Annotated in this window: 17 protein-coding genes, 2 tRNA genes and 3 rRNA genes; 21 read left to right on the forward strand and 1 reads right to left on the reverse strand. The window is 40.9% G+C overall.

Going from position 1 to position 24330, the window contains the following annotated elements:
• Positions 1-3: 3 nt before the first annotated feature.
• The 14 genes from ACXYSN_RS07815 to gap all read left to right on the forward strand — a co-directional run bounded on the left by ACXYSN_RS07815 (position 4) and on the right by gap (position 15158).
• Positions 4-1341, forward strand: a complete 1338-nt coding sequence (locus ACXYSN_RS07815; RefSeq protein WP_254727303.1) for a PFL family protein — start codon at positions 4-6, stop codon at positions 1339-1341.
• 306 nt (positions 1342-1647) lie between these two features.
• Positions 1648-2019 (forward strand): ribonuclease P protein component, encoded by a 372-nt coding sequence (rnpA, locus tag ACXYSN_RS07820; protein ID WP_025170053.1) that lies wholly within the window; start codon positions 1648-1650, stop codon positions 2017-2019.
• Positions 1994-2809: a YidC/Oxa1 family membrane protein insertase gene (locus tag ACXYSN_RS07825; protein WP_235083654.1), complete on the forward strand. Its 816-nt coding sequence runs from the start codon at positions 1994-1996 to the stop codon at positions 2807-2809. The genes rnpA and ACXYSN_RS07825 overlap by 26 nt, the downstream gene beginning before the upstream one ends.
• Positions 2810-2823: 14 nt before the next feature.
• Positions 2824-3780: an RNA-binding cell elongation regulator Jag/EloR gene (jag, locus tag ACXYSN_RS07830; protein WP_235083655.1), complete on the forward strand. Its 957-nt coding sequence runs from the start codon at positions 2824-2826 to the stop codon at positions 3778-3780.
• 54 nt (positions 3781-3834) lie between these two features.
• Positions 3835-4455, forward strand: a complete 621-nt coding sequence (locus ACXYSN_RS07835) for a ribonuclease P (protein WP_235083656.1) — start codon at positions 3835-3837, stop codon at positions 4453-4455.
• A gap of 118 nt (positions 4456-4573) precedes the next feature.
• Positions 4574-6550 carry a transketolase gene (tkt, locus tag ACXYSN_RS07840; protein ID WP_458636672.1) on the forward strand — a complete coding sequence of 659 codons (1977 nt, stop codon included), beginning with the start codon at positions 4574-4576 and terminating at the stop codon, positions 6548-6550.
• 115 nt (positions 6551-6665) lie between these two features.
• Positions 6666-6986, forward strand: coding sequence for a preprotein translocase subunit YajC (gene yajC / locus ACXYSN_RS07845; protein WP_016466451.1), 321 nt, complete (start codon positions 6666-6668; stop codon positions 6984-6986).
• Between the two features lie 48 nt (positions 6987-7034).
• Positions 7035-7472, forward strand: coding sequence for a low molecular weight protein-tyrosine-phosphatase (locus tag ACXYSN_RS07850; RefSeq protein WP_458636682.1), 438 nt, complete (start codon positions 7035-7037; stop codon positions 7470-7472).
• Positions 7465-7878 carry an MORN repeat-containing protein gene (locus tag ACXYSN_RS07855; RefSeq protein ID WP_006151082.1) on the forward strand — a complete coding sequence of 138 codons (414 nt, stop codon included), beginning with the start codon at positions 7465-7467 and terminating at the stop codon, positions 7876-7878. The genes ACXYSN_RS07850 and ACXYSN_RS07855 overlap by 8 nt, the downstream gene beginning before the upstream one ends.
• 288 nt (positions 7879-8166) lie before the next feature.
• Positions 8167-10818, forward strand: coding sequence for a bifunctional acetaldehyde-CoA/alcohol dehydrogenase (gene adhE, locus ACXYSN_RS07860; protein ID WP_458636673.1), 2652 nt, complete (start codon positions 8167-8169; stop codon positions 10816-10818).
• A gap of 136 nt (positions 10819-10954) precedes the next feature.
• Positions 10955-11866 (forward strand): helix-turn-helix domain-containing protein, encoded by a 912-nt coding sequence (locus ACXYSN_RS07865; RefSeq protein WP_458636674.1) that lies wholly within the window; start codon positions 10955-10957, stop codon positions 11864-11866.
• A gap of 163 nt (positions 11867-12029) precedes the next feature.
• Entirely contained in the window at positions 12030-12713 is a 684-nt protein-coding gene (locus ACXYSN_RS07870) for an ABC transporter ATP-binding protein (protein ID WP_458636675.1), read from the forward strand.
• The gene (locus ACXYSN_RS07875) at positions 12682-13983 is read left to right on the forward strand and encodes an ABC transporter permease (protein ID WP_458636676.1); all 1302 of its coding nucleotides are present in this window, start codon (positions 12682-12684) and stop codon (positions 13981-13983) included. The genes ACXYSN_RS07870 and ACXYSN_RS07875 overlap by 32 nt, the downstream gene beginning before the upstream one ends.
• Before the next feature lie 164 nt (positions 13984-14147).
• On the forward strand, positions 14148-15158 hold the full coding sequence (gene gap, locus ACXYSN_RS07880; RefSeq protein WP_006151032.1) for a type I glyceraldehyde-3-phosphate dehydrogenase: 1011 nt from the start codon (positions 14148-14150) through the stop codon (positions 15156-15158).
• A 69-nt stretch (positions 15159-15227) separates the two neighbouring features.
• Here the strand turns inward: gap and ACXYSN_RS07885 are convergent, their stop codons facing one another.
• The gene (locus ACXYSN_RS07885) at positions 15228-16103 is read right to left on the reverse strand and encodes an RluA family pseudouridine synthase (protein ID WP_458636677.1); all 876 of its coding nucleotides are present in this window, start codon (positions 16101-16103) and stop codon (positions 15228-15230) included.
• A gap of 88 nt (positions 16104-16191) precedes the next feature.
• Between ACXYSN_RS07885 and pbp2a the strand changes: the two genes are divergently transcribed.
• From pbp2a to rrf, 7 genes are all read left to right on the forward strand, one after another.
• The gene (pbp2a, locus tag ACXYSN_RS07890) at positions 16192-18417 is read left to right on the forward strand and encodes a penicillin-binding protein PBP2A (RefSeq protein ID WP_458636678.1); all 2226 of its coding nucleotides are present in this window, start codon (positions 16192-16194) and stop codon (positions 18415-18417) included.
• Between the two features lie 181 nt (positions 18418-18598).
• Positions 18599-19075: a sigma-70 RNA polymerase sigma factor region 4 domain-containing protein gene (locus ACXYSN_RS07895; protein ID WP_458636679.1), complete on the forward strand. Its 477-nt coding sequence runs from the start codon at positions 18599-18601 to the stop codon at positions 19073-19075.
• Between the two features lie 68 nt (positions 19076-19143).
• Positions 19144-19215 (forward strand) — tRNA-Glu (locus ACXYSN_RS07900).
• 227 nt (positions 19216-19442) lie between these two features.
• Positions 19443-20988 (forward strand): 16S ribosomal RNA (locus ACXYSN_RS07905).
• Between the two features lie 50 nt (positions 20989-21038).
• A tRNA-Ala gene (locus ACXYSN_RS07910) sits at positions 21039-21111 on the forward strand.
• A gap of 124 nt (positions 21112-21235) precedes the next feature.
• Positions 21236-24137, forward strand: a 23S ribosomal RNA gene (locus tag ACXYSN_RS07915).
• 76 nt (positions 24138-24213) lie between these two features.
• A 5S ribosomal RNA gene (gene rrf / locus ACXYSN_RS07920) occupies positions 24214-24329 on the forward strand.
• The 16S, 23S and 5S rRNA genes sit together here with 2 tRNA genes alongside, the layout of an rRNA operon.
• The last annotated feature ends 1 nt before the right edge of the window (position 24330 follow it).

Raw genomic sequence — 24330 nt, forward strand, 5'->3', positions numbered from 1 at the left:
TGTATGGATATTAGACAAGTCACTGAAACAATCTCAATGATTGAAGAGCAGAATTTTGATATCAGAACAATTACCATGGGAATTTCACTTCTAGATTGTATAGATCCAGATATTAATAAGGCTGCAGATAAAATTTATGATAAGATAACTAGCAAGGCCGCAAATTTAGTTGCTGTCGGGGATGAAATTGCAGCTGAACTTGGGATTCCAATCGTTAACAAACGCGTATCGGTAACGCCTATTTCTTTGATTGGAGCAGCAACAGATGCGACAGATTATGTAGTGTTAGCAAAAGCTTTGGATAGAGCTGCTAAAAAAATAGGTGTTGATTTTATTGGGGGATTTTCTGCCTTGGTACAAAAAGGTTACCAAAAAGGTGATGAAATTCTCATAAATTCTATCCCTCGTGCTTTGGCTGAAACGGATAAGGTCTGCTCCTCTGTCAATATCGGTTCAACCAAGTCAGGAATTAACATGACTGCTGTAGCTGATATGGGACGAATTATCAAGGAAACAGCTGAACTTTCAGAAATGGGAGCTGCGAAGCTAGTAGTTTTTGCCAATGCAGTCGAAGATAATCCTTTTATGGCGGGTGCCTTCCATGGTGTTGGTGAAGCAGATGTTATCATCAATGTAGGTGTTTCTGGTCCGGGTGTTGTTAAACGTGCCTTGGAAAAGGTTCGTGGGGAAAGTTTTGATGTAGTTGCTGAAACTGTTAAAAAGACAGCTTTCAAGATTACCCGTATCGGTCAACTAGTTGGACAAATGGCTAGCGAGCGTCTTGGAGTTGACTTCGGAATTGTAGATTTGAGCTTGGCGCCAACTCCAGCAGTAGGTGATTCTGTAGCTCGAGTTCTCGAGGAAATGGGGCTGGAAACTGTTGGGACTCATGGGACGACTGCAGCCTTAGCTCTGTTGAATGATCAGGTTAAAAAGGGTGGAGTTATGGCTTGTAACCAAGTTGGTGGCTTATCCGGTGCCTTTATCCCAGTATCTGAGGACGAGGGTATGATTGCTGCTGTGCAAAATGGTTCTCTTAATCTTGAAAAATTAGAAGCCATGACAGCTATTTGTTCGGTTGGTTTAGATATGATTGCTATCCCTGAGGATACTCCTGCTGAAACCATTGCGGCTATGATTGCCGATGAAGCTGCTATCGGGGTTATCAATATGAAAACAACTGCAGTTCGCATTATTCCTAAAGGTAAAGAAGGGGATATGATCGAGTTTGGTGGTCTTTTAGGAACTGCTCCAGTTATGAAAGTAAACAAAGCATCATCTGTTGATTTTATTTCTCGTGGGGGTCAGATTCCTGCTCCAATCCATAGCTTTAAAAATTAGAGAAAAAAGTGAAGCTTTAAGTTCAATTTAAGGAAAACGGTATATACTACAATCATTAAATAAAGACCTCCTAACTTTATTTAATAGAATCCTAAACTTTTTCATAATAATCTCCGACAAAAGTCACTCGTAAGAGTGACTTTTGTTTTTGATTTTGAAAACAGTAGTAAATTTTCGCTGAATTCTGGTCATTCATTTTTTAAATGGCCATTTTTTATGGCACAAATAGCCCGAAACCTTGCCATGATTGGCTTTTTGAAATTTTATGGTATAATAGTAATAGTTTTATTAGATGGAGTATGATTTTTGAGAAAAAGCTTTCGTGTAAAAAAAGAGAAAGATTTTGATGCCATATTTAAAGAGGGGAAAAGTGTAGCTAATCGAAAATTTGTTATTTATCGATTAGAAAACCAGCAACAACATTTTCGAGTAGGGTTATCAGTTAGCAAGAAGTTAGGAAATGCTGTAACAAGAAATCAAATCAAGAGAAGAATTCGTCATGTTTTGATTGAAAATAGTAACCAGATAGTTGATAATGTAGACTTTGTTGTTATTGCTCGAAAAGGCGTTGAAACTTTAGAATATGCAGAAATCGAAAAAAACTTACTTCATGTTTTGAAATTAGCAAAGATATACCAGGAAGGAAATAGGAGTGAAGAAGAAATTACAATTGACTAGTTTGTTAGGTTTGTCCTTGTTGGTAATGACTGCTTGTGCAACTAGTGAAGTCTCTGCTGATTCGTCAGATGTTTGGAGTAAACTTGTTTATTTTTTTGCTGAAACCATTCGTTTTTTGTCCTTTAATGTAAGTATTGGTTTAGGGATCATTATTTTCACAGTCTTGATTCGAACAATCTTATTACCGGTCTTTCAAACACAAATGGTAGCATCCAGAAAAATGCAAGAAGCGCAACCGCTAATAAAGGAATTGCGCGAACGTTATCCTGGTCGCGATATGGAAAGTCGTACTAAGCTAGATCAGGAAACACGTAAATTATTTAAAGAATTAGGGATTAAGCAGTCTGCATCATTATGGCCACTTTTGATTCAAATGCCAATTCTATTGGCTCTTTTCCAAGCCTTATCGTACGTTGATTTTTTGAAGACTGGCCATTTTTTGTGGTTCAATCTAGGTGGAGTTGACACGACCTTGGTATTGCCAATTTTAGCTGCCCTGTTCACTTTCTTCAGTAGTTGGCTTTCAAACAAAGCCTTGCCTGAAAAAAATGGTGCAATGACAGCTATGATGTATGGAATGCCTGTCATCATCTTCTTTTTTGCAATGTCTGCACCAAGCGGTGTTGCTCTTTATTGGACGGTTTCAAACGCTTATCAAGTATTGCAAACTTACCTTTTGAACAACCCCTTCAAAATCATTGAAGAGCGTGAAGCGGATGTGAAGGCTAAGAAGGATTTAGAAGCTAAGAAAAGAAAAGCTCTGAAGAAAGCACAGAAAAAGAAAAAGTAAGGAGAAATCTGATAATGGTATTATTTACAGGTTCAACTGTTGAAGAAGCAATCCAAAAAGGATTGAATGAATTAAATATTCCGAGAATGAAAGCTCATATCAAGGTTGTTTCGAAAGAGAAAAAAGGATTTTTTGGGCTTTTCGGAAAGAAACCAGCTCAAGTTGATATCGAAGCAATTAGTGAGACTACTGTTGTAAAAGCAAATCAGCAGGCTATCAAAGGCGTTCCAAAAGAAATTAATGATCAAAATGACCCAGTTAAAACAGTCAGTGAAGCGACAGTTGATTTAGGGCATGTAGTTGCAGCTATCAAGAAAATTGAAGAAGAAGGTCAAGAAATTTCTGAAGAAGTCAAGGCTGAAATTCTTAAAAACGATAAAGAAGCAAGTACGATTTTAGAGGAAACAGGGCATATTGCTGTTTTAAAAGAATTGGAACCTGAAGAAACTCAAGATAATGATGACGAAGAGCAAAGTAGTGATTTAGAAAACCTTGGTTTGAAAGTCGAACCAACTTATGACACTGAAAAGGTTGTTGAAGAAGTGACGGACTATGTTCAAGCAATCATCGATGATATGGATGTTGAGGGAACTATTTCTAGTACCTCTAACCGTCGCTCTATCAATATGCAAATTGATACAAATGAGCCAGGTCGTATTATTGGTTATCATGGTAAAGTTTTGAAATCTCTTCAACTTTTGGCACAAAATTACCTTTATAACCGTTATTCAAAAACTTTCTACATCACTATTAACGTGAATGACTATGTGGAACATCGTGCAGAAGTGTTGCAGAGCTATGCGCAAAAATTGGCTACACGTGTCTTGGAAGAAGGACGTAGTCAGATGACAGATCCAATGTCAAGTAGCGAGCGTAAAATTATTCATCGCATCATCTCACGAATGGAAGGTGTAACGAGTTACTCGGAAGGTGATGAACCAAACCGTTACGTTGTAGTTGATACAGAATAAGATAAATGAAAAATCAGGTTTTCCTGATTTTTTTCTAACTAAAGAAGGAATCAAATGAAAGAAATCAAAGATTATCTTGCTTATCAAGGAGAACAGTACCGGAACCCTGACAAAGCAGGAGTTGAAAGAGATAAAATGTTATCCATGCGTAGCAAAGGGCAGGGAGCACGAAAGTCATTTACTCACCTAGCTGAATGTTTTCAAGCTAGGCATTCCGATTGGAAATTACACCCAACCAGTCAATGGATGAATCAAGCTCAACGTCTTCGCCCTCATTTTTGGGCTTATTTACAGGCAGAAGGATCAGTTGCGGACCCCATGATGGCTCTTCGTTTGTATGGAAGTCAGAATAATTGGGGAATCTCTTTAGAAGTTAGCTTTATAGAGAGAAAGAAGGATGAAGCTACCTTATCAAAACAGGCTAAAGTTTTGGATGTGCCAGTGGTTGAGGGAATCTATTATTGGGTTCAGAAAAACGATGAGAGTTATAGAGTACAAGCCACAGAGAAGAATAGGCAACTTTTGAAGCAAGAATTATCCAGTCAGGAGATTCGTAAGGTTTTAGTAAAAGCGGATGTTCTAGTAATTGATAAAGAAACTCTGGATACAGTTTTAGATGAACTGGACCAAACTTTTGAAAAATTATTGCCTTTTTATCAAGCGACTAGAAATTAGTTTAATCGGCTGAGTCATTTTATAGTAAATTGTTTTATTGCTATTCTAGGTATTTTTTCATATAATAGTAAAATAGGATGAGTGGTATACTTATCACCTCAAAGAGAAAGGAATTTCTATGTCAAATCTATCTGTTAATGCGATTCGTTTTCTAGGTATTGACGCTATCAATAAAGCAAACTCAGGTCACCCAGGGGTGGTTATGGGAGCTGCACCGATGGCATACAGCCTATTCACTAAAGAACTTCGTATCAATCCAGCTCAACCAAACTGGATTAACCGCGACCGTTTTATTCTTTCAGCTGGTCACGGGTCAATGCTCCTCTACGCCCTTCTTCATCTCTCTGGATTTGAAGATGTGAGCATGGATGAAGTGAAGAGCTTCCGTCAATGGGGTTCTAAAACACCAGGTCACCCAGAATTTGGTCATACAGCAGGAGTTGATGCAACAACAGGTCCTCTAGGACAAGGGATTGCGACTGCGACAGGTTTTGCACAAGCAGAACGTTTCCTTGCAGCTAAGTACAACCGCGAAGGTTATAACATCTTTGACCACTACACATATGTTATTTGTGGAGATGGTGATTTGATGGAAGGTGTCTCAAGTGAAGCTGCATCTTATGCAGGTTTGCAAAAACTTGACAAGTTGGTTGTTCTTTATGACTCAAATGATATCAACTTGGATGGTGAGACAAAAGATTCCTTCACAGAAAGTGTTCGTGACCGTTACAATGCCTACGGTTGGCATACAGCATTGGTAGAAGATGGGACAGATATAGAAGCTATTCATGCTGCTATTGAAGAAGCTAAGGCTTCAGGAAAACCATCTTTAATCGAAGTGAAAACAGTTATTGGTTATGGTTCTCCAAACAAACAAGGGACTAATGCTGTACACGGCGCTCCTCTTGGAGCGGATGAAACTGCAGCAACTCGCCAAGCACTTGGTTGGAACTACGAACCATTTGAAATTCCAGCAGAAGTTTATGCTGATTTCAAACAAAATGTTGCGGACCGTGGTGCATCAGCATATGAAGCATGGACAAAACTAGTTGCAGACTATAAAGAAGCTCACCCAGAATTGGCTGCAGAAGTGGAAGCCATCATCGAAGGACGCGATCCAGTTGAATTGACTCCAGAAGACTTCCCAGCTTTAGAAAATGGTTTCTCTCAAGCGACTCGTAACTCAAGCCAGGATGCCTTGAATGTAGTAGCTGCTAAATTGCCAACCTTCCTTGGTGGATCAGCTGACCTTGCTCATTCAAATATGACTTACATCAAAACTGACGGACTTCAGGACGATGCAAATCGCTTGAACCGTAATATCCAATTTGGTGTTCGTGAATTTGCAATGGGAACTGTTTTGAACGGAATGGCTCTTCATGGTGGACTTCGTGTTTATGGCGGAACATTCTTCGTATTCTCAGATTACCTTAAAGCGGCAGTTCGTTTGTCAGCCCTACAAGGTCTTCCTGTAACCTATGTCTTTACTCACGATTCAATCGCAGTTGGTGAAGATGGGCCAACTCATGAACCGATTGAGCACTTGGCAGGCCTTCGTGCGATTCCAAACCTCAACGTTTTCCGTCCAGCAGATGCGCGTGAAACTCAAGCAGCTTGGTATCTCGCAGTGAAGAGTGAGAAAACACCAACTGCCCTTGTCTTGACTCGCCAAAACTTGACTGTTGAGGAAGGAACAGACTTCGAGAAGGTTGCAAAAGGTGCTTACGTTGTCTATGAAAATGCAGCAGACTTTGACACTATCTTGATTGCAACAGGTTCAGAAGTGAATCTAGCTGTTGCAGCTGCTAAAGAATTGGCAAGACAAGGTGGAAAAGTTCGCGTAGTCAGCATGCCATCTACAGATGTATTTGATGCACAAGATGCAGCATACAAAGAAGAAATCTTACCAAATGCAGTTCGTCGCCGTGTAGCAGTCGAAATGGGAGCAACCCAAAACTGGTATAAATACGTCGGTCTTGATGGAGCGGTTCTCGGTATTGATACCTTTGGTGCGTCTGCTCCAGCTTCAAAAGTTTTAGCAGAATATGGATTTACAGTTGAAAACTTAGTTGAAATTGTAAACAACTTGAAGTAAGAAAAATCAGAGCTTTGCTCTGGTTTTTTATTGACCTAAAACTAAGGTGCAATCTTGTAAAAAATAGTGAAATTTGATATAGTAGTTTTATCTAAATTACAAAGGAGAAAAAATAATGGGTGGGAATTTAACATTCTTGATTATGCTTGTTTTGATGTTCGGCTTGATGTTCTTCATGCAACGTTCTCAAAAGAAACAAGCTGAAAAACGCATGGAGAGTCTCAATAAACTTCAAAAAGGCTATGAAGTCATTACTATCGGTGGTCTCTATGGTACAGTTGATGAAGTTGACACTGAAAACAAAACGATCGTACTTGATGTAGACGGAGTATACTTGACTTTTGAATTAGGCGCAATTAGAACAGTTTTGCCAGTCAAAGAAGCTGTCACACCTGAAGGTACAGTTGTTGACGGCGAAAGCGCGATTGAAGAATAAAACGGGGTTGATCTTATACCCCTTTTTCTATGAAGATGAGGAACGATGATGAAAAAGATTGTTTTTGTTTGCCTTGGTAATATTTGCCGAAGCCCGATGGCAGAATTTGTGATGAAATCTTTAACCGATGAATATGAGATTGAGAGTAGAGCAACTTCTTCTTGGGAACACGGCAACCCAATTCACAAAGGAACTCAGAAAATCTTTAAAACTCACGGTATTCCTTATGATTCATCAAAAACATCACAACAAATCTCTAAGGATGATTTTGAATATTTTGATTATATCATTGGTATGGACGAATCGAATCTCCTTGACTTGATTCGAATGTGTTCTCAAAAACAACAGCACAAGATAGAAGCGTTCGCTTCTGAAAGTGTTCCAGATCCATGGTATACAGGTGATTTCAATGAAACTTATGATCGAGTTTTAGCTGGTTGCCAAGCATGGCTATCACGTTTAGAAAATGAGGCAAAAAATGGATAATTTAAAAAAACTCTATGATAAATACAGTGTCTATATAACTCGTCCTCGTTTAGAAATTGCGACGGTAGTAATCATAGTTCTTTGTGCAATTTTTGTATTTGTAGGGAATATGCCAAAGCAAGGAGTCCTAAAGCTAGATGGTGACTCAATTGTATACGATGGGAGCATCGTCCGTGGAAAGATGAATGGTCAAGGCACAATGACCTTCTCAAATGGCGACACTTATACTGGTGAATTTAAAAATGGAGCATTTAACGGTAAAGGTACCTACCAAGCAAAGGATGGCTGGGTTTATGAAGGTGATTTTGTTAACGGCCAAGCTGAAGGAAAAGGAAAACTGACTACAGAGCAAGAAGTTGTCTATGAAGGTGACTTTAAACAAGGGCTCTTCCAACAAGCACAATAACCTCCTGATAAGGAGGTCTTTTATCAGGGCAAAAAGAAAGCGCTTCCTTGATTTTTGTATTAAAAATACCATAAAAAAGTTTGTGAAATAAAATAATTTCAATAATATTTTCACAAGGTTTGATAAAAGAGTGCATAAAAACAATAGTTTGATAAAAAATTCACAATAAAATGAAAATTCTTTGTGAAATATCTATGAAACTGTTTACAAAGTATAAAAAAAGAGTTATAATAAACTTGTGAAAAATTTAACAAAGGATTTTAACCCTTGATGGCTATGGAGGAAAATATGGCTGATAAAAAAACTGTAACCCCTGAACAAAGACAACTTGCTGCAGAGAAGCACGTAGATGGTTTGGTACAAAAAGGTTTAGTTGCACTTGAAGAAATGCGTAAGTTGAACCAAGAACAAGTTGATTACATCGTAGCGAAAGCATCTGTTGCAGCACTTGATGCACACGGAATTCTTGCTCAACACGCAGTTGAAGAAACTGGACGTGGGGTATTCGAAGATAAGGCGACAAAAAACCTATTTGCCTGTGAACACGTTGTAAACAATATGCGTGGTGTTAAAACAGTTGGAGTTATTGAAGATGATCCAATTACAGGTTTGACTAAAATTGCTGAACCTGTAGGTGTAATCTGTGGTGTTACTCCAACAACAAACCCAACTTCAACAGCTATTTTCAAATCATTGATTGCTTTAAAAACACGTAACCCAATTGTTTTCGCTTTCCACCCATCAGCACAAGAATCATCAGCTCACGCAGCTCAAATTGTTCGTGATGCTGCGATTGCTGCTGGAGCTCCTGAAAACTGTGTACAATGGATTACAGAACCATCTATGGAAGCAACAGCTGCTCTTATGAATCATGATGGTATTGCAACTATTCTTGCTACTGGTGGTAATGCCATGGTTAAGGCTGCTTACTCATGTGGTAAACCAGCTCTTGGAGTAGGTGCTGGAAACGTTCCTGCCTATATCGAAAAATCAGCTGATCTTCGTCAAGCAGCTCATGACATCGTTATGTCTAAATCATTTGACAATGGTATGGTTTGTGCGTCTGAGCAAGCAGTTATCATTGATAAAGAAGTTTATGATGAATTTGTTGCAGAATTCAAATCTTACCACACTTACTTTGTTAACAAAAAAGAAAAAGCTCTCTTGGAACAATTCTGCTTTGGCGCTAAAGCAAACAGCAAGAACTGTGCTGGAGCAAAATTGAATGCTGACATCGTTGGTAAACCAGCAACATGGATTGCAGAACAAGCAGGTTTCAAAGTGCCAGCAGAAACTAATATCCTTGCTGCAGAATGTGCAGAAGTTGGAGAAAATGAGCCTTTGACTCGTGAAAAACTTTCACCAGTCATTGCAGTATTGAAAGCTGAAGATACTGAAGATGGACTTAAAAAAGCTCGTCAAATGGTTGAGTTCAATGGACTTGGTCACTCAGCAGCTATCCATACAAAAGACGAAGACCTAGCTAAACGCTTTGGTACAGAAATCAAAGCAATGCGTATTATCTGGAACTCTCCATCTACTTTTGGTGGTATCGGTGACGTATACAATGCCTTCATTCCATCATTAACACTTGGATGTGGTTCATACGGACGCAACTCAGTTGGTGATAACGTGAGCGCTATTAACCTTCTAAACATCAAGAAAGTAGGGAAACGTAGAAATAATATGCAATGGTTTAAAGTTCCTTCAAAAATTTACTTCGAACGCAATTCTATCCAATACCTTCAAACATGTGAAGATATTGAACGCGTTATGATTGTTACAGACAAATCTATCGAAAAACTCGGTTTCGTTCAACGTATTATCGACCAATTGAACAAACGTAGCAACCGTGTAACTGTCCAAGTCTTCTCAGATGTTGAACCAGATCCAGATATCACAACTGTAGAACGTGGTACTGAAGTGATGAGAGCATTTGAACCAGACACAATCATCGCTCTTGGTGGTGGTTCACCGATGGATGCTGCTAAAGTTATGTGGCTCTTCTATGAACAACCAGAAATCGACTTCCGTGACTTGGTTCAAAAATTCATGGATATCCGTAAACGTGCCTTCCGCTTCCCATCACTTGGTAAGAAAGCGAAGTACATCGGTATCCCAACAACTTCAGGTACAGGTTCAGAAGTAACACCATTTGCCGTTATCTCTGATAAGAAAAATAACCGTAAATATCCATTGGCTGACTACTCATTGACACCAACGATTGCGATTGTTGACCCTGCTTTGGTTGAATCAGTTCCTGATTTCATCGCAGCTGATACAGGTATGGACGTGTTGACTCACGCAACTGAAGCTTACACTTCAAACTTTGCTAACGATTATACAGATGGTATCGCGCTTCAAACAATCAAGCTTGTTTTCGAATGGTTAGAAAAATCAGTTAAAACAGCTGACCCAGAAGCTCGCGAAAAAATGCACAATGCATCTACAATGGCTGGTATGGCCTTCGCTAATGCCTTCCTTGGTATGAGTCACTCAATGGCCCACAAGATTGGTGCTGTTCACCATACTGTTCACGGACGTACAAATGCAATCTTGCTTCCATACGTTATCCGCTACAACGGTACTCGTCCATCTAAGACTACTACATGGCCTAAATACAACTACTGGAAAGCTGATGAAAAATTCCAAGATATCGCTAGAATGCTTGGTTTGCCACATTCAACTCCAGAAGAAGCAGTTGAAGCTTATGCCAAAGCAGTTTACGACCTTGGTGTTGCAGTAGGTATCAAGATGAACTTCAAGGATCAAGGAATTGATGAAAAGGCTTGGAAAGATAGCTTGCATGAAATTGCTTTGCTTGCTTATGAAGATCAATGTTCACCTGCGAACCCACGCTTGCCAATGGTAGCTGACATGGAAGAAATCATGGCAGATGCTTACTATGGTTACGCAGAACGTCCAGGACGTCGTAAATAATAGATTATCAGCCTAGAGACAGGAGTAATCCTGTCTCTTTTATTTGTAAAATAAATTAAAAGATGTTACAATAAGTTTATCTTTTTATTTGACTATCAAAGTTTTTTTGTATCGAGCCGAGGGAGAAATGTAAGAGATGAATGATCTAGGGGAAAAGGTAAGACTTCTTAGAGAGGGGAAAGGACTTAGTCGTCCAGTTTTTTGCGGGGATGAGTCTGAATTATCAGTCCGTCAGTTGGTCCGCATCGAAAAAGGAGAATTTCGTCCTACGATAAAAACACTAGAATACATTGCGAACAGGCTAGATATTCCATCCTATGTCTTGATGCCAGACTATAAGGAATTACCTAAACGTTACCAAGAATTAAAATACTTTCTTCTTCATCATCCTGACTATGGGGACAAAGAGTTGCAGGAACAGAAGGAAGAATATTTTGATGAGATTTTTGAATATTTTTATGATGATTTGCCACGTGATGAGAAAGTGCTAGTGGATTGTCTTCAAGCTATAGATGAAGTGAGAGCGACTAGTAATTCCTTATACGGAAGCAGTGTGATTGAGGGCGGTCTTCAGGACTTACTATCCAGAGATGTATATAAAGTTGAGGACCTTTTGAAATTGAGACTGTATTTCAACTGTCAGTTAATGGATGGTTTAAATGTGGGTGAGATAAAAGAATCTGAGTATGAGAATATTCTTTATTTTCATGAGAAACTAAGTTCGCAGATTGATAAGATAGAGTTCGATTGTTTAGACTTACTTAGAGATTCCTTACTAGCTTCTTTAACTTGTATAGAGATTATGGGGCTGTTTCATTATTTTAAGAGAGCGGTTGAGACCTTAAATAAAATAGGACAAAAAACACGAGATTTTCAAAAACAACCGATTGTCTTGATGGTGGAGTGGAAATATTATATTCAGACGGATTATGATACAGCTAAACAAAAGTATAAAGAAGCAAAAATGATGGCGAGAATGTTTGGCAATGAGCAGTTACTAATTAGTTTAGATAATGAATGGGCTGAGGACCTAGAAAGATACCGTTAAATGGTTTATAGGAGTGACATTTCTGTCATTGGGGAAATGTCGCTTTTTTGTTACAATGAATTCGTAAAAAAGAGAGAGGAATTCTTTGATTCCTTTTGAATCTGATTGATAAATATAGTTTGTATCGATACACGATATCACAAGTGATTTAAAGGAGATGTCCATGTCTATTTTATCCATTAAAAATATTTCAAAATTTTACGCTTTGGACGGTAAAAATAGAGAGCAAGCTTTAAGGAATATTAACTTGCAGATTGCAGGAGGGAAAATAACTGCGATTTATGGTCCATCAGGCTGTGGAAAAACTAGTCTACTGAATATCATCAGTGGCCTAGATAGAGAGTATGAGGGAATTTTAGCTTTTAAAGGAGAACCTCTCAGGGATTTATCGGAGATTGAATTAACTCAATTCCGTAAAGATAATATTGGTTTTGTCTTTCAAAACTTCAATCTCATTCCTCACCAGTCTGTTTTGGACAATGTTAAGTTGCCTCTCTATGTCAAAGATTTATCCGATAAAGAAATGACAAGGATAGCTCAAGAGCAACTAGTCAGTTTAGGAATGGAACCTTTTATGGCTAAAAATGTCAAGCAACTTTCTGGAGGACAAAAGCAACGTGTAGCCATTGCGCGTGCTCTGGTCAATCAACCAGATATGATTGTAGCTGATGAGCCGACTGGATCACTCGATTCTCAATCTCAGGAGATGGTTTTGGAAGTGTTCAAAAATTTGGCTCAAGCAGGGAAAACAGTACTGATTGTGACTCATAACCCAGAAGTAGCTGAATATGCAGATGTAATTATCAAAATGAAGGATGGTGAAGTCGTTGAAGAAGTCAAAAAATAAAGGATTATCCTTTAAAAATAAATTCAAACTTTCTTTAAGTAATTTTATGGAAAGAAAGTGGCGTAACTTGTTGATTGCAGTAGCAACCTCGATTGGTTTTGTAGGCGTGTTGATTTCTTTTGGTCTAGGGAATGCCTTGATTTCGATGATTGATGAAAATACCAACGGAGGTAAGCTCCCTTCCCAAGTTCAGATTGCACTGAATTCAAGCGTTGCTGGAAGAGGTTTTCTAAACCAAGAAGATAAGAACTATATCACAGATACGATTGGGAAAGAAAATATTAAATATCTAGAGAGTCCTTTTGGTATGACCATGTCAAAGATTAGCATAGACGGACACGAAGTAGATTTTAGCCAAACCCTGCCTTCTTATGCTCAGGTCGTGAGTTTGTATGAAGATACAAGTATTTCTGTTACTAGCAATGAAAAAGAAAAAGTGCTAGCAGGCTCTCTTTATACGGATGTTAACGAACAGGGATTAACGATTCCGATGAGTTTACTCAAAAATTGGAATGAACAAACAGGGAACAATCTGACAGCTAGTGATGTTATTGACAAACCAGTATCGGCAACCATTGTAGAAAATGCTGCTGAAGGTAGCAAATTGGCAGGTTTTCAAACTCATATTTTGCGTGTAATCAATGATGAAGATGATGCAGAAGATAGTAATAGTTTTATGGCTTCCAAGCAGATGGAAACGATTTTAAAAGAAGCTGAATTCACAAAGGCTGTATCCTATTTTATTTTAGAACTTAAAGACCCATCTCAAACAAAAGCAGTAACAGAAGAATTGCAGAAAAATAAGAAGTATACAGTTCTTTCTCAACAGGCTGTTCTTGATATTGTGATTACTTTTATTCGTGTCATCCAGGGATTACTGATTGTGCTTTCTTCACAAGCGATTGTGGTGGCAGCAGTTATGATAGGCATCATCATTTATATCAATATCATGCAACGTTCTAAGGAAATCGGTGTCATGAAGGCCGTTGGCTATCAAAATAGAGATGTGAAAGGAATTTTTATCTACGAAGCTCTTTGGATTGTAGGAATTGCCTTGTTTATAGCTTTCATCATTGCTCAAGGGATAGGCAGTCTAGCGAATGTTACTGTTCACCATTTCTATCCATCAATCTCTAAAGTTTTTGAATTAAATCTTCTCTCTATTTTAGGGACTTTGGTTTTTGCTTTATTTCTTGGCTATGGTTCAGCCTTCTTCCCGGCACGTAAGATTAGCAAAATGGACCCAGTGGAATCCTTACGCTATGAATAGGGGGAGCACGGTATTAAAAAGAAAGTAGTTTGAAAATCAAGGCCAGCACTTGCAATTTAGCTTAAATAGTTATATAATAAGAACGTTGAAAGGTGATTTGTAGTGATTCAAGTTACTCTTTTCACAATAAAATTTTCATGATTTTCATAAGGAGGAAATCACTAATGGTAGTTAAAGTTGGTATTAACGGTTTCGGACGTATCGGTCGTCTTGCTTTCCGTCGTATCCAAAACGTAGAAGGTGTTGAAGTTACTCGCATCAACGACCTTACAGATCCAGTTATGCTTGCACACTTGTTGAAATACGACACAACTCAAGGTCGTTTCGACGGTACTGTGGAAGTTAAAGAAGGTGGATTCGAAGTTAACGGTAAATTCGTTAAAGTTTCTGCTGAACGTGATCCAGAACAAATCGACTGGGCTAACGACGGTGTAGAAATCGTTCTTGAAGCAACTGGTTTCTTTGCTAAGAAAGAAGCTGCTGAAAAACACTTGCACCCAGGTGGAGCTAAGAAAGTTGTTATCACTGCTCCTGGCGGAAACGACGTTAAAACAGTTGTATTCAACACTAACCACGACGTTCTTGACGGAACTGAAACAGTTATCTCAGGTGCTTCATGTACTACAAACTGTTTGGCTCCTATGGCTAAAGCTCTTCAAGACAACTTTGGTGTTGTAGAAGGATTGATGACTACTATCCACGCTTACACTGGTGACCAAATGATCCTTGACGGACCACACCGTGGTGGTGACCTTCGTCGTGCTCGTGCTGGTGCAGCTAACATCGTTCCTAACTCAACTGGTGCTGCTAAAGCTATCGGTCTTGTAATCCCAGAATTGAACGGTAAACTTGACGGATCTGCACAACGCGTTCCAACTCCAACTGGATCAGTTACTGAATTGGTAGCTGTTCTTGAAAAGAACGTTACTGTTGATGAAGTGAATGCAGCTATGAAAGCAGCTTCAAACGAATCATACGGTTACACAGAAGATCCAATCGTATCTTCAGATATCGTAGGTATGTCTTACGGTTCATTGTTTGACGCAACTCAAACTAAAGTTCTTGACGTTGACGGTAAACAATTGGTTAAAGTTGTTTCATGGTACGATAACGAAATGTCATACACTGCACAACTTGTACGTACTCTTGAATACTTCGCTAAAATCGCTAAATAATTCCTGAGTTAATCAAAGCAAGGTCAACTGGCCTTGCTTTTTTGCTTATAATAAAAATGGATGATAAAATCATCCATTTTGTTTTAATTCTCTTTCAAATGTATCTGAGAGTGCGGTAAAGCTTAATTTATTTAAAGTCAGAGGGTGGATAAAGGATAGTTTAAATGCGTGAAGCATCAGTCTCTTGTTTTTTGAGTGTGGGTTGTAGAGAGGGTCCCCGAGGATTGGATGTCCGTGGTGAGATAGGTGGACTCGGATCTGATGAGTACGTCCTGTTTTTAATCTACACCGAACGAGACTGGTTTTGTTTTGAAACAGCTTTAATCGAGCTACATGAGTTTCGGCGTATTGGCCATTTTTTTGATCTACAATTCTTTTTCTACGATCGTGACGATTGCGACCGATTTTATCTCGGAAGATCAAGTCCTTAGCCTCTAATCTTCCATCAACCAGAGCCCAGTATTCTCGGAAAATCTCTTTTTTCTCCAATAATCGATTTAGAATAGGTAGGATAAAAGGATTTTTAGCAAATAGTACGAGGCCGCTTGTTTCTTTATCTAGTCTATGGACAACATAGCAAGTTTGACCAACATAGGCACTAACATGATTGAGAAGAGCAATCTCATCGGGCTGATTCCCATGTGTTTTCATACCCTCGGGTTTATTGACGATAATTAAATATTGGTCTTGATAGATTTCTTTTACAAGTTTGGGGTTTCCAAAAGCAATTTCTTTTGTAGGATAATCTTCCTCATCGAAAATTAATTGGCATTCGTCTCCTGATTTGATAGCTTGGTGCCAATGAACTTCTCTTTTGTTGATAAGGATATGTTTCTTAACTCTCAAGAAATGACGTATTTTTCTAGGGATTAACAGTTGCTCTTCCAGGAAAAGTTTAACTGTCATTTCAGGTAGAGACTCAGGGATAGTAAAGGTAAATTTCATACAGATATTGTAACAAAAATTAGTTTATTTGGACAGGGGAACTAGCTAAATTCTTGTCTTCCTATGGGGAAGATGATAAAATAAACGCATGAAATTAGATACATTATTTGAAAAATTTCTTTCTTTATTTAAGAAAGAAGAATCTGAAATTGAAGAAACAGAGACTAACGAAGTTGAACATGAAGGTAACGAGTCTAGTAATTTACACCGTTCAAGAGCTGGGCGAAAGAAATCTGGGGCAGTTGGTCCTATTCGAAAATTCTGGCGCCGTTATCATCTGACAAAGATCTTTCTGATTATAGGACTAAGTGCCAGCCTTTTTGTTGGGGTCTATCTATTTGCGCTAGCAAAATCGACGAATGTTACAGACTTACAAAACGCTTTAAAAACACGTACTCTGATTTTTGACAGAGAAGAAAAAGAAGCAGGTGCCCTATCAGGCCAAAAAGGGACCTATGTCGAACTTTCGGATATTAGTGAAGATTTGCAGAATGCTGTTATTGCGACAGAAGATAGAAGTTTCTATAAAAATAGTGGAATTAACTATGGACGCTTTTTCCTGGCAATCCTAACAGCAGGTCGCTCGGGTGGTGGTTCTACAATCACTCAGCAGTTGGCTAAGAATGCCTATCTATCTCAAGACCAGACTGTTCAAAGGAAGGCGAAAGAATTCTTCTTAGCCTTGGAATTAACCAAAAAATATAGCAAGAAGGAAATTCTAACCATGTACTTGAACAATGCCTACTTTGGTAATGGAGTTTGGGGCGTTGAAGATGCAAGTAAAAAATACTTTGGGGTTTCAGCTTCTCAGCTGACGCTCGATGAAGCGGCAACCTTAGCAGGAATGCTTAAAGGGCCGGAATTGTACAACCCTTTAAATTCTATTGAGGATTCTACAAATCGCAGGGACACCGTCTTGCAGAACATGGTAGCTGCTGGTTATATTGATAAAAATAAAGAAGCGGAAGCTGCAAGCGTTGATATGGCCTCTCAGCTTCAGGATGCTTACGAGGGGAAAATTTCAGACTACCGTTATCCTTCTTATTTTGATGCAGTTGTTAATGAAGCTATTGAAAAGTATAATCTAACAGAGGAAGAAATCGTTAATAACGGTTATCGAATTTATACGGAGCTAGATCAAAATTACCAAGCAAATATGCAGGTTATCTACCAAAATACTTCTCTCTTTCCGACAGCTGAAGATGGGACACATGCAGAGTCTGGTAGTGTCGCATTAGAACCAAAAACAGGTGGAGTTCGAGGAGTTGTTGGTCGAGTGGCCGGAGATGATAAAGTTGGTTTTCGAAATTTTAACTATGCAACCCAATCAAAAAGAAGTCCAGGGTCGACTATTAAACCCTTGATAGTGTACACACCAGCGGTTGAAGCGGGTTGGTCTCTTAATAAGGAGTTGGATAATCATACCATGCAATATGGTGATTATAAAGTAGACAACTACGCAGGAATCAAAACGTCACCAGAAATTCCAATGTATCAAGCTTTAGCCGAATCTTTAAACCTCCCTGCTGTAGCAACGGTTAAGCAACTTGGCATCGATAAGGCTTTTGAATCAGGTGAAAAATTTGGACTTGATTTAACGAATGTGGATCGCGTGTTAGGTGTAGCTCTAGGTGGTGGGGTGGAAACTAACCCACTACAAATGGCGCAAGCTTATGCAGCATTTGCAAATGAAGGTTTAATGCCTGAAGCGCATTTTATTACACGAATTGAAAATGCAAGTGGAGAAGTCATTGCTACTCACAAAAACACTCAAAAACGAGTGATTGACAAATCGGTAGCTGATAAAATGACAAGTATGATGCTTGGGACCTTTACAAATGGTACAGGAATAAGTTCTTCACCTAATGACTATGTTTTAGCTGGAAAAACTGGTACAACTGAAGCGGCTTTTAACCCAGTATATACAAGTGACCAGTGGGTTATTGGCTATACGCCTGATGTGGTAATCAGTCACTGGCTTGGTTTCCCGACTACGGACGAAAATCATTATCTATCAGGCTCGACTTCAAATGGTGCAGCTCATATTTTTAGAAGCATGGCTGAAACAATCCTTCCTTATACGCCGGGAAGTACTTTTACCGTTAAGAATGCTTATGAACTAAACGGTATAGCACCTAAAAACGCTCAAAATCATGTAACCGACAGTGGTGGAACGCAATCAAGTGATACTTTAACCGATATCAGAGGACGAGCTCAGAATCTTATCGATGAAGCAGAACGAGCGATTTCAGATGCTAAAATTAAAGAAAAAGCAAAAACAATTTGGGATACAATAGTAGATTTGTTCCAATAATTTTTAAATGACAAGAACTATTCTTGTCATTTTTTGTTCCCTGAATTAACAGAAAAAATACCTGAAAGATATGGAATGGCATCCGAGGAATAAGCTTAGGCAAGATTACAGACAAAAGAAAAAATAACAGCTTTTATAAAACCTATCTCTGGTATACTGAATGCAGAAAAGGAGGGTAAAGATGTTAGAAAAAAATTATGAAGAAGTCAAAGCTATCGTGCATAAGTGTCGAAAAGAATACTATTTACATCTATGGGAAAGAGAAGATTGGGATCAAGAAGGAATGATTTGCCTTCATGAACTATTAGAAAATTACCCAGAATTTGAAGAGAAAAAAGATAAACAATTCTATATTTACTTTAAAACAAAATTTCGGAATCGAATTCTAGATGCAGTCCGAAAGCAAGAAAGCTATAAAAGAAAATTGGATCGTCAAACCTATGAGGAAGTGAGTGAAATTAGTCACAGATTACGTGAAGGAGGTCTGTGCTTAGATGATTCCTATGCTCTCCAAGAAATGCTTAAGAAATACGAATCTGGATTAGGAAAAGAGAAGCGAGAACATTTCGAGCGATTATTAGCAGATGAACGATTCAAAGGTAGAAAAGCAATGCTCAAAGAATTACAACTGGTTTTAAAAGATTTCGGTCCAAAATAATAAAAATCAGAAAAACCAGTTGACAAGCGTCAAAAAGTAGGTATAATAGAAAGAGTTGACAAGCTCAGGGTCCGTTGGTCAAGGGGTTAAGACACCGCCTTTTCACGGCGGTAACACGGGTTCGAATCCCGTACGGACTATGGGTGTATCGCGGTTAAGGTTGATAGGATTTTAAAAAAGTTAAAAAAACCTGTTGACAGAGAAAAATGACTGTGATATACTAATATAGTTGTCGCAAGCGCGACAAAGACCTTTGAAAACTGAACAAGACGAACCAATGTGCAGGGCACTATAACGGAAGTTATAGTACTGAACAATGAAAAAACAATAAATCTGTCAGTGACAGAAATGAGTGAGAACTCAAACTTTTAATGAGAGTTTGATCCTGGCTCAGGATGAACGCTGGCGGCGTGCCTAATACATGCAAGTAGAACGCTGAAGGAGGAGCTTGCTCTTCTGGATGAGTTGCGAACGGGTGAGTAACGCGTAGGTAACCTGCCTGGTAGCGGGGGATAACTATTGGAAACGATAGCTAATACCGCATGACAACAGTTATTGCATGATAACTGTTTAAAAGGGGCAACTGCTCCACTACCAGATGGACCTGCGTTGTATTAGCTAGTTGGTGAGGTAACGGCTCACCAAGGCGACGATACATAGCCGACCTGAGAGGGTGATCGGCCACACTGGGACTGAGACACGGCCCAGACTCCTACGGGAGGCAGCAGTAGGGAATCTTCGGCAATGGACGGAAGTCTGACCGAGCAACGCCGCGTGAGTGAAGAAGGTTTTCGGATCGTAAAGCTCTGTTGTAAGAGAAGAACGAGTGTGAGAGTGGAAAGTTCACACTGTGACGGTATCTTACCAGAAAGGGACGGCTAACTACGTGCCAGCAGCCGCGGTAATACGTAGGTCCCGAGCGTTATCCGGATTTATTGGGCGTAAAGCGAGCGCAGGCGGTTAGATAAGTCTGAAGTTAAAGGCTGTGGCTTAACCATAGTACGCTTTGGAAACTGTTTAACTTGAGTGCAAGAGGGGAGAGTGGAATTCCATGTGTAGCGGTGAAATGCGTAGATATATGGAGGAACACCGGTGGCGAAAGCGGCTCTCTGGCTTGTAACTGACGCTGAGGCTCGAAAGCGTGGGGAGCAAACAGGATTAGATACCCTGGTAGTCCACGCCGTAAACGATGAGTGCTAGGTGTTAGACCCTTTCCGGGGTTTAGTGCCGTAGCTAACGCATTAAGCACTCCGCCTGGGGAGTACGACCGCAAGGTTGAAACTCAAAGGAATTGACGGGGGCCCGCACAAGCGGTGGAGCATGTGGTTTAATTCGAAGCAACGCGAAGAACCTTACCAGGTCTTGACATCCCTCTGACCGCTCTAGAGATAGAGATTTCCTTCGGGACAGAGGTGACAGGTGGTGCATGGTTGTCGTCAGCTCGTGTCGTGAGATGTTGGGTTAAGTCCCGCAACGAGCGCAACCCCTATTGTTAGTTGCCATCATTCAGTTGGGCACTCTAGCGAGACTGCCGGTAATAAACCGGAGGAAGGTGGGGATGACGTCAAATCATCATGCCCCTTATGACCTGGGCTACACACGTGCTACAATGGCTGGTACAACGAGTCGCAAGTCGGTGACGGCAAGCTAATCTCTTAAAGCCAGTCTCAGTTCGGATTGTAGGCTGCAACTCGCCTACATGAAGTCGGAATCGCTAGTAATCGCGGATCAGCACGCCGCGGTGAATACGTTCCCGGGCCTTGTACACACCGCCCGTCACACCACGAGAGTTTGTAACACCCGAAGTCGGTGAGGTAACCATTTGGAGCCAGCCGCCTAAGGTGGGATAGATGATTGGGGTGAAGTCGTAACAAGGTAGCCGTATCGGAAGGTGCGGCTGGATCACCTCCTTTCTAAGGATAAGGAAAGCACATTGGTCTTGTTTAGTCTTGAGAGGTCTTGTGGGGCCTTAGCTCAGCTGGGAGAGCGCCTGCTTTGCACGCAGGAGGTCAGCGGTTCGATCCCGCTAGGCTCCATTGGTGAGAGATCACCAAGTAATGCACATTGAAAATTGAATATCTATATCAAATAGTAACAAGAAAATAAACCGAAAACGCTGTAGTATTAATAAGAGTTTATGACTGAAAGGTCAAAAAGTAAGGTTAAGTTAATAAGGGCGCACGGTGGATGCCTTGGCACTAGGAGCCGAAGAAGGACGTGACAAACGACGATATGCCTTGGGTAGCTGTAAGTAAGCGATGATCCAGGGATTTCCGAATGGGGGAACCCAACAGGTACTACCTGTTACCCATATCTGTTAAGGATATGAGGAGGAAGACGCAGTGAACTGAAACATCTAAGTAGCTGCAGGAAGAGAAAGCAAAAGCGATTGCCTTAGTAGCGGCGAGCGAAACGGCAGAAGGGCAAACCGAAGAGTTTACTCTTCGGGGTTGTAGGACTGCAATGTGGACTCAAAGATTATAGAAGAATGATATGGGAAGATCAGCCAAAGAGAGTGAGAGCCTCGTATTTTAAATAGTCTTTGTACCTAGCAGTATCCTGAGTACGGCGGGACACGTGAAATCCCGTCGGAATCTGGGAGGACCATCTCCCAACCCTAAATACTCCCTAGTGACCGATAGTGAACCAGTACCGTGAGGGAAAGGTGAAAAGCACCCCGGGAGGGGAGTGAAATAGAACCTGAAACCGTGTGCCTACAACAAGTTCGAGCCCGTTAATGGGTGAGAGCGTGCCTTTTGTAGAATGAACCGGCGAGTTACGATATGATGCGAGGTTAAGTTGAAGAGACGGAGCCGTAGGGAAACCGAGTCTGAATAGGGCGCCTTAGTATCATGTCGTAGACCCGAAACCATGTGACCTACCCATGAGCAGGTTGAAGGTGCGGTAAGACGCACTGGAGGACCGAACCAGGGCACGTTGAAAAGTGCTTGGATGACTTGTGGGTAGCGGAGAAATTCCAAACGAACTTGGAGATAGCTGGTTCTCTCCGAAATAGCTTTAGGGCTAGCGTCGACATTAAGATTCTTGGAGGTAGAGCACTGTTTGGGTGAGGGGTCCATCCCGGATTACCAATCTCAGATAAACTCCGAATGCCAATGAATTATGGTCGGCAGTCAGACTGCGAGTGCTAAGATCCGTAGTCGAAAGGGAAACAGCCCAGACCACCAGCTAAGGTCCCAAAATAATTGTTAAGTGGAAAAGGATGTGGGGTTGCACAGACAACTAGGATGTTAGCTTAGAAGCAGCTATTCATTCAAAGAGTGCGTAATAGCTCACTAGTCGAGTGACCCTGCGCCGAAAATGTACCGGGGCTAAAACAATTTACCGAAGCTGTGGATACCTTTATAGGTATGGTAGGAGAGCGTTCTATGTGTGGCGAAGGTGTACCGTGAGGAGCGCTGGAACGCATAGAAGTGAGAATGCCGGTATGAGTAGCGAAAGACAGGTGAGAATCCTGTCCACCGTAAGACTAAGGTTTCCAGGGGAAGGCTCGTCCGCCCTGGGTTAGTCGGGACCTAAGGAGAGACCGAAAGGTGTATCCGATGGACAACAGGTTGATATTCCTGTACTAGAGTATGTAGTGATGGAGGGACGCAGTAGGCTAACTAAAGCAGACGATTGGAAGTGTCTGTCTAAGCAGTGAGGTGTGAACTGAGTCAAATGCTTAGTTCTATAACATTGAGCTGTGATGGGGAGCGAAGTTTAGTAGCGAAGTTAGTGACGTCACACTGCCAAGAAAAGCTTCTAGCGTTAAACATACTCTACCCGTACCGCAAACCGACACAGGTAGTCGAGGCGAGTAGCCTCAGGTGAGCGAGAGAACTCTCGTTAAGGAACTCGGCAAAATGACCCCGTAACTTCGGGAGAAGGGGTGCTGACTTTAAGTCAGCCGCAGTGAATAGGCCCAAGCAACTGTTTATCAAAAACACAGCTCTCTGCTAAATCGTAAGATGATGTATAGGGGGTGACGCCTGCCCGGTGCTGGAAGGTTAAGAGGAGTGCTTAGGAGTAATCCGAAGGTATGAATTGAAGCCCCAGTAAACGGCGGCCGTAACTATAACGGTCCTAAGGTAGCGAAATTCCTTGTCGGGTAAGTTCCGACCCGCACGAAAGGCGTAATGATTTGGGCACTGTCTCAACGAGAGACTCGGTGAAATTTTAGTACCTGTGAAGATGCAGGTTACCCGCGACAGGACGGAAAGACCCCATGGAGCTTTACTGCAGTTTGATATTGAGTGTCTGTACCACATGTACAGGATAGGTAGGAGTCTATGAGATCGGGACGCCAGTTTCGAAGGAGACGTTGTTGGGATACTACCCTTGTGTTATGGCCACTCTAACCCGGATAGGTGATCCCTATCGGAGACAGTGTCTGACGGGCAGTTTGACTGGGGCGGTCGCCTCCTAAAAGGTAACGGAGGCGCCCAAAGGTTCCCTCAGAATGGTTGGAAATCATTCGCAGAGTGTAAAGGTATAAGGGAGCTTGACTGCGAGAGCTACAACTCGAGCAGGGACGAAAGTCGGGCTTAGTGATCCGGTGGTTCCGTATGGAAGGGCCATCGCTCAACGGATAAAAGCTACCCTGGGGATAACAGGCTTATCTCCCCCAAGAGTTCACATCGACGGGGAGGTTTGGCACCTCGATGTCGGCTCGTCGCATCCTGGGGCTGTAGTCGGTCCCAAGGGTTGGGCTGTTCGCCCATTAAAGCGGCACGCGAGCTGGGTTCAGAACGTCGTGAGACAGTTCGGTCCCTATCCGTCGCGGGCGTAGGAAATTTGAGAGGATCTGCTCCTAGTACGAGAGGACCAGAGTGGACTTACCGCTGGTGTACCAGTTGTCTTGCCAAAGGCATCGCTGGGTAGCTATGTAGGGAAGGGATAAACGCTGAAAGCATCTAAGTGTGAAACCCACCTCAAGATGAGATTTCCCATGATTTTATATCAGTAAGAGCCCTGAGAGATGATCAGGTAGATAGGTTAGAAGTGGAAGTGTGGCGACACATGTAGCGGACTAATACTAATAGCTCGAGGACTTATCCAAAGTAACTGAGAATATGAAAGCGAAGGTTTTCTTGGAATTTGATAGATATTCAATTTTGAGTAGGTATTACTCAGAGTTAAGTGACGATAGCCTAGGAGATACACCTGTACCCATGCCGAACACAGAAGTTAAGCCCTAGAACGCCGGAAGTAGTTGGGGGTTGCCCCCTGTGAGATATGGAAGTCGCTTAGCT

The sequence above is a fragment of the Streptococcus sp. V869 genome (assembly GCF_054353515.1).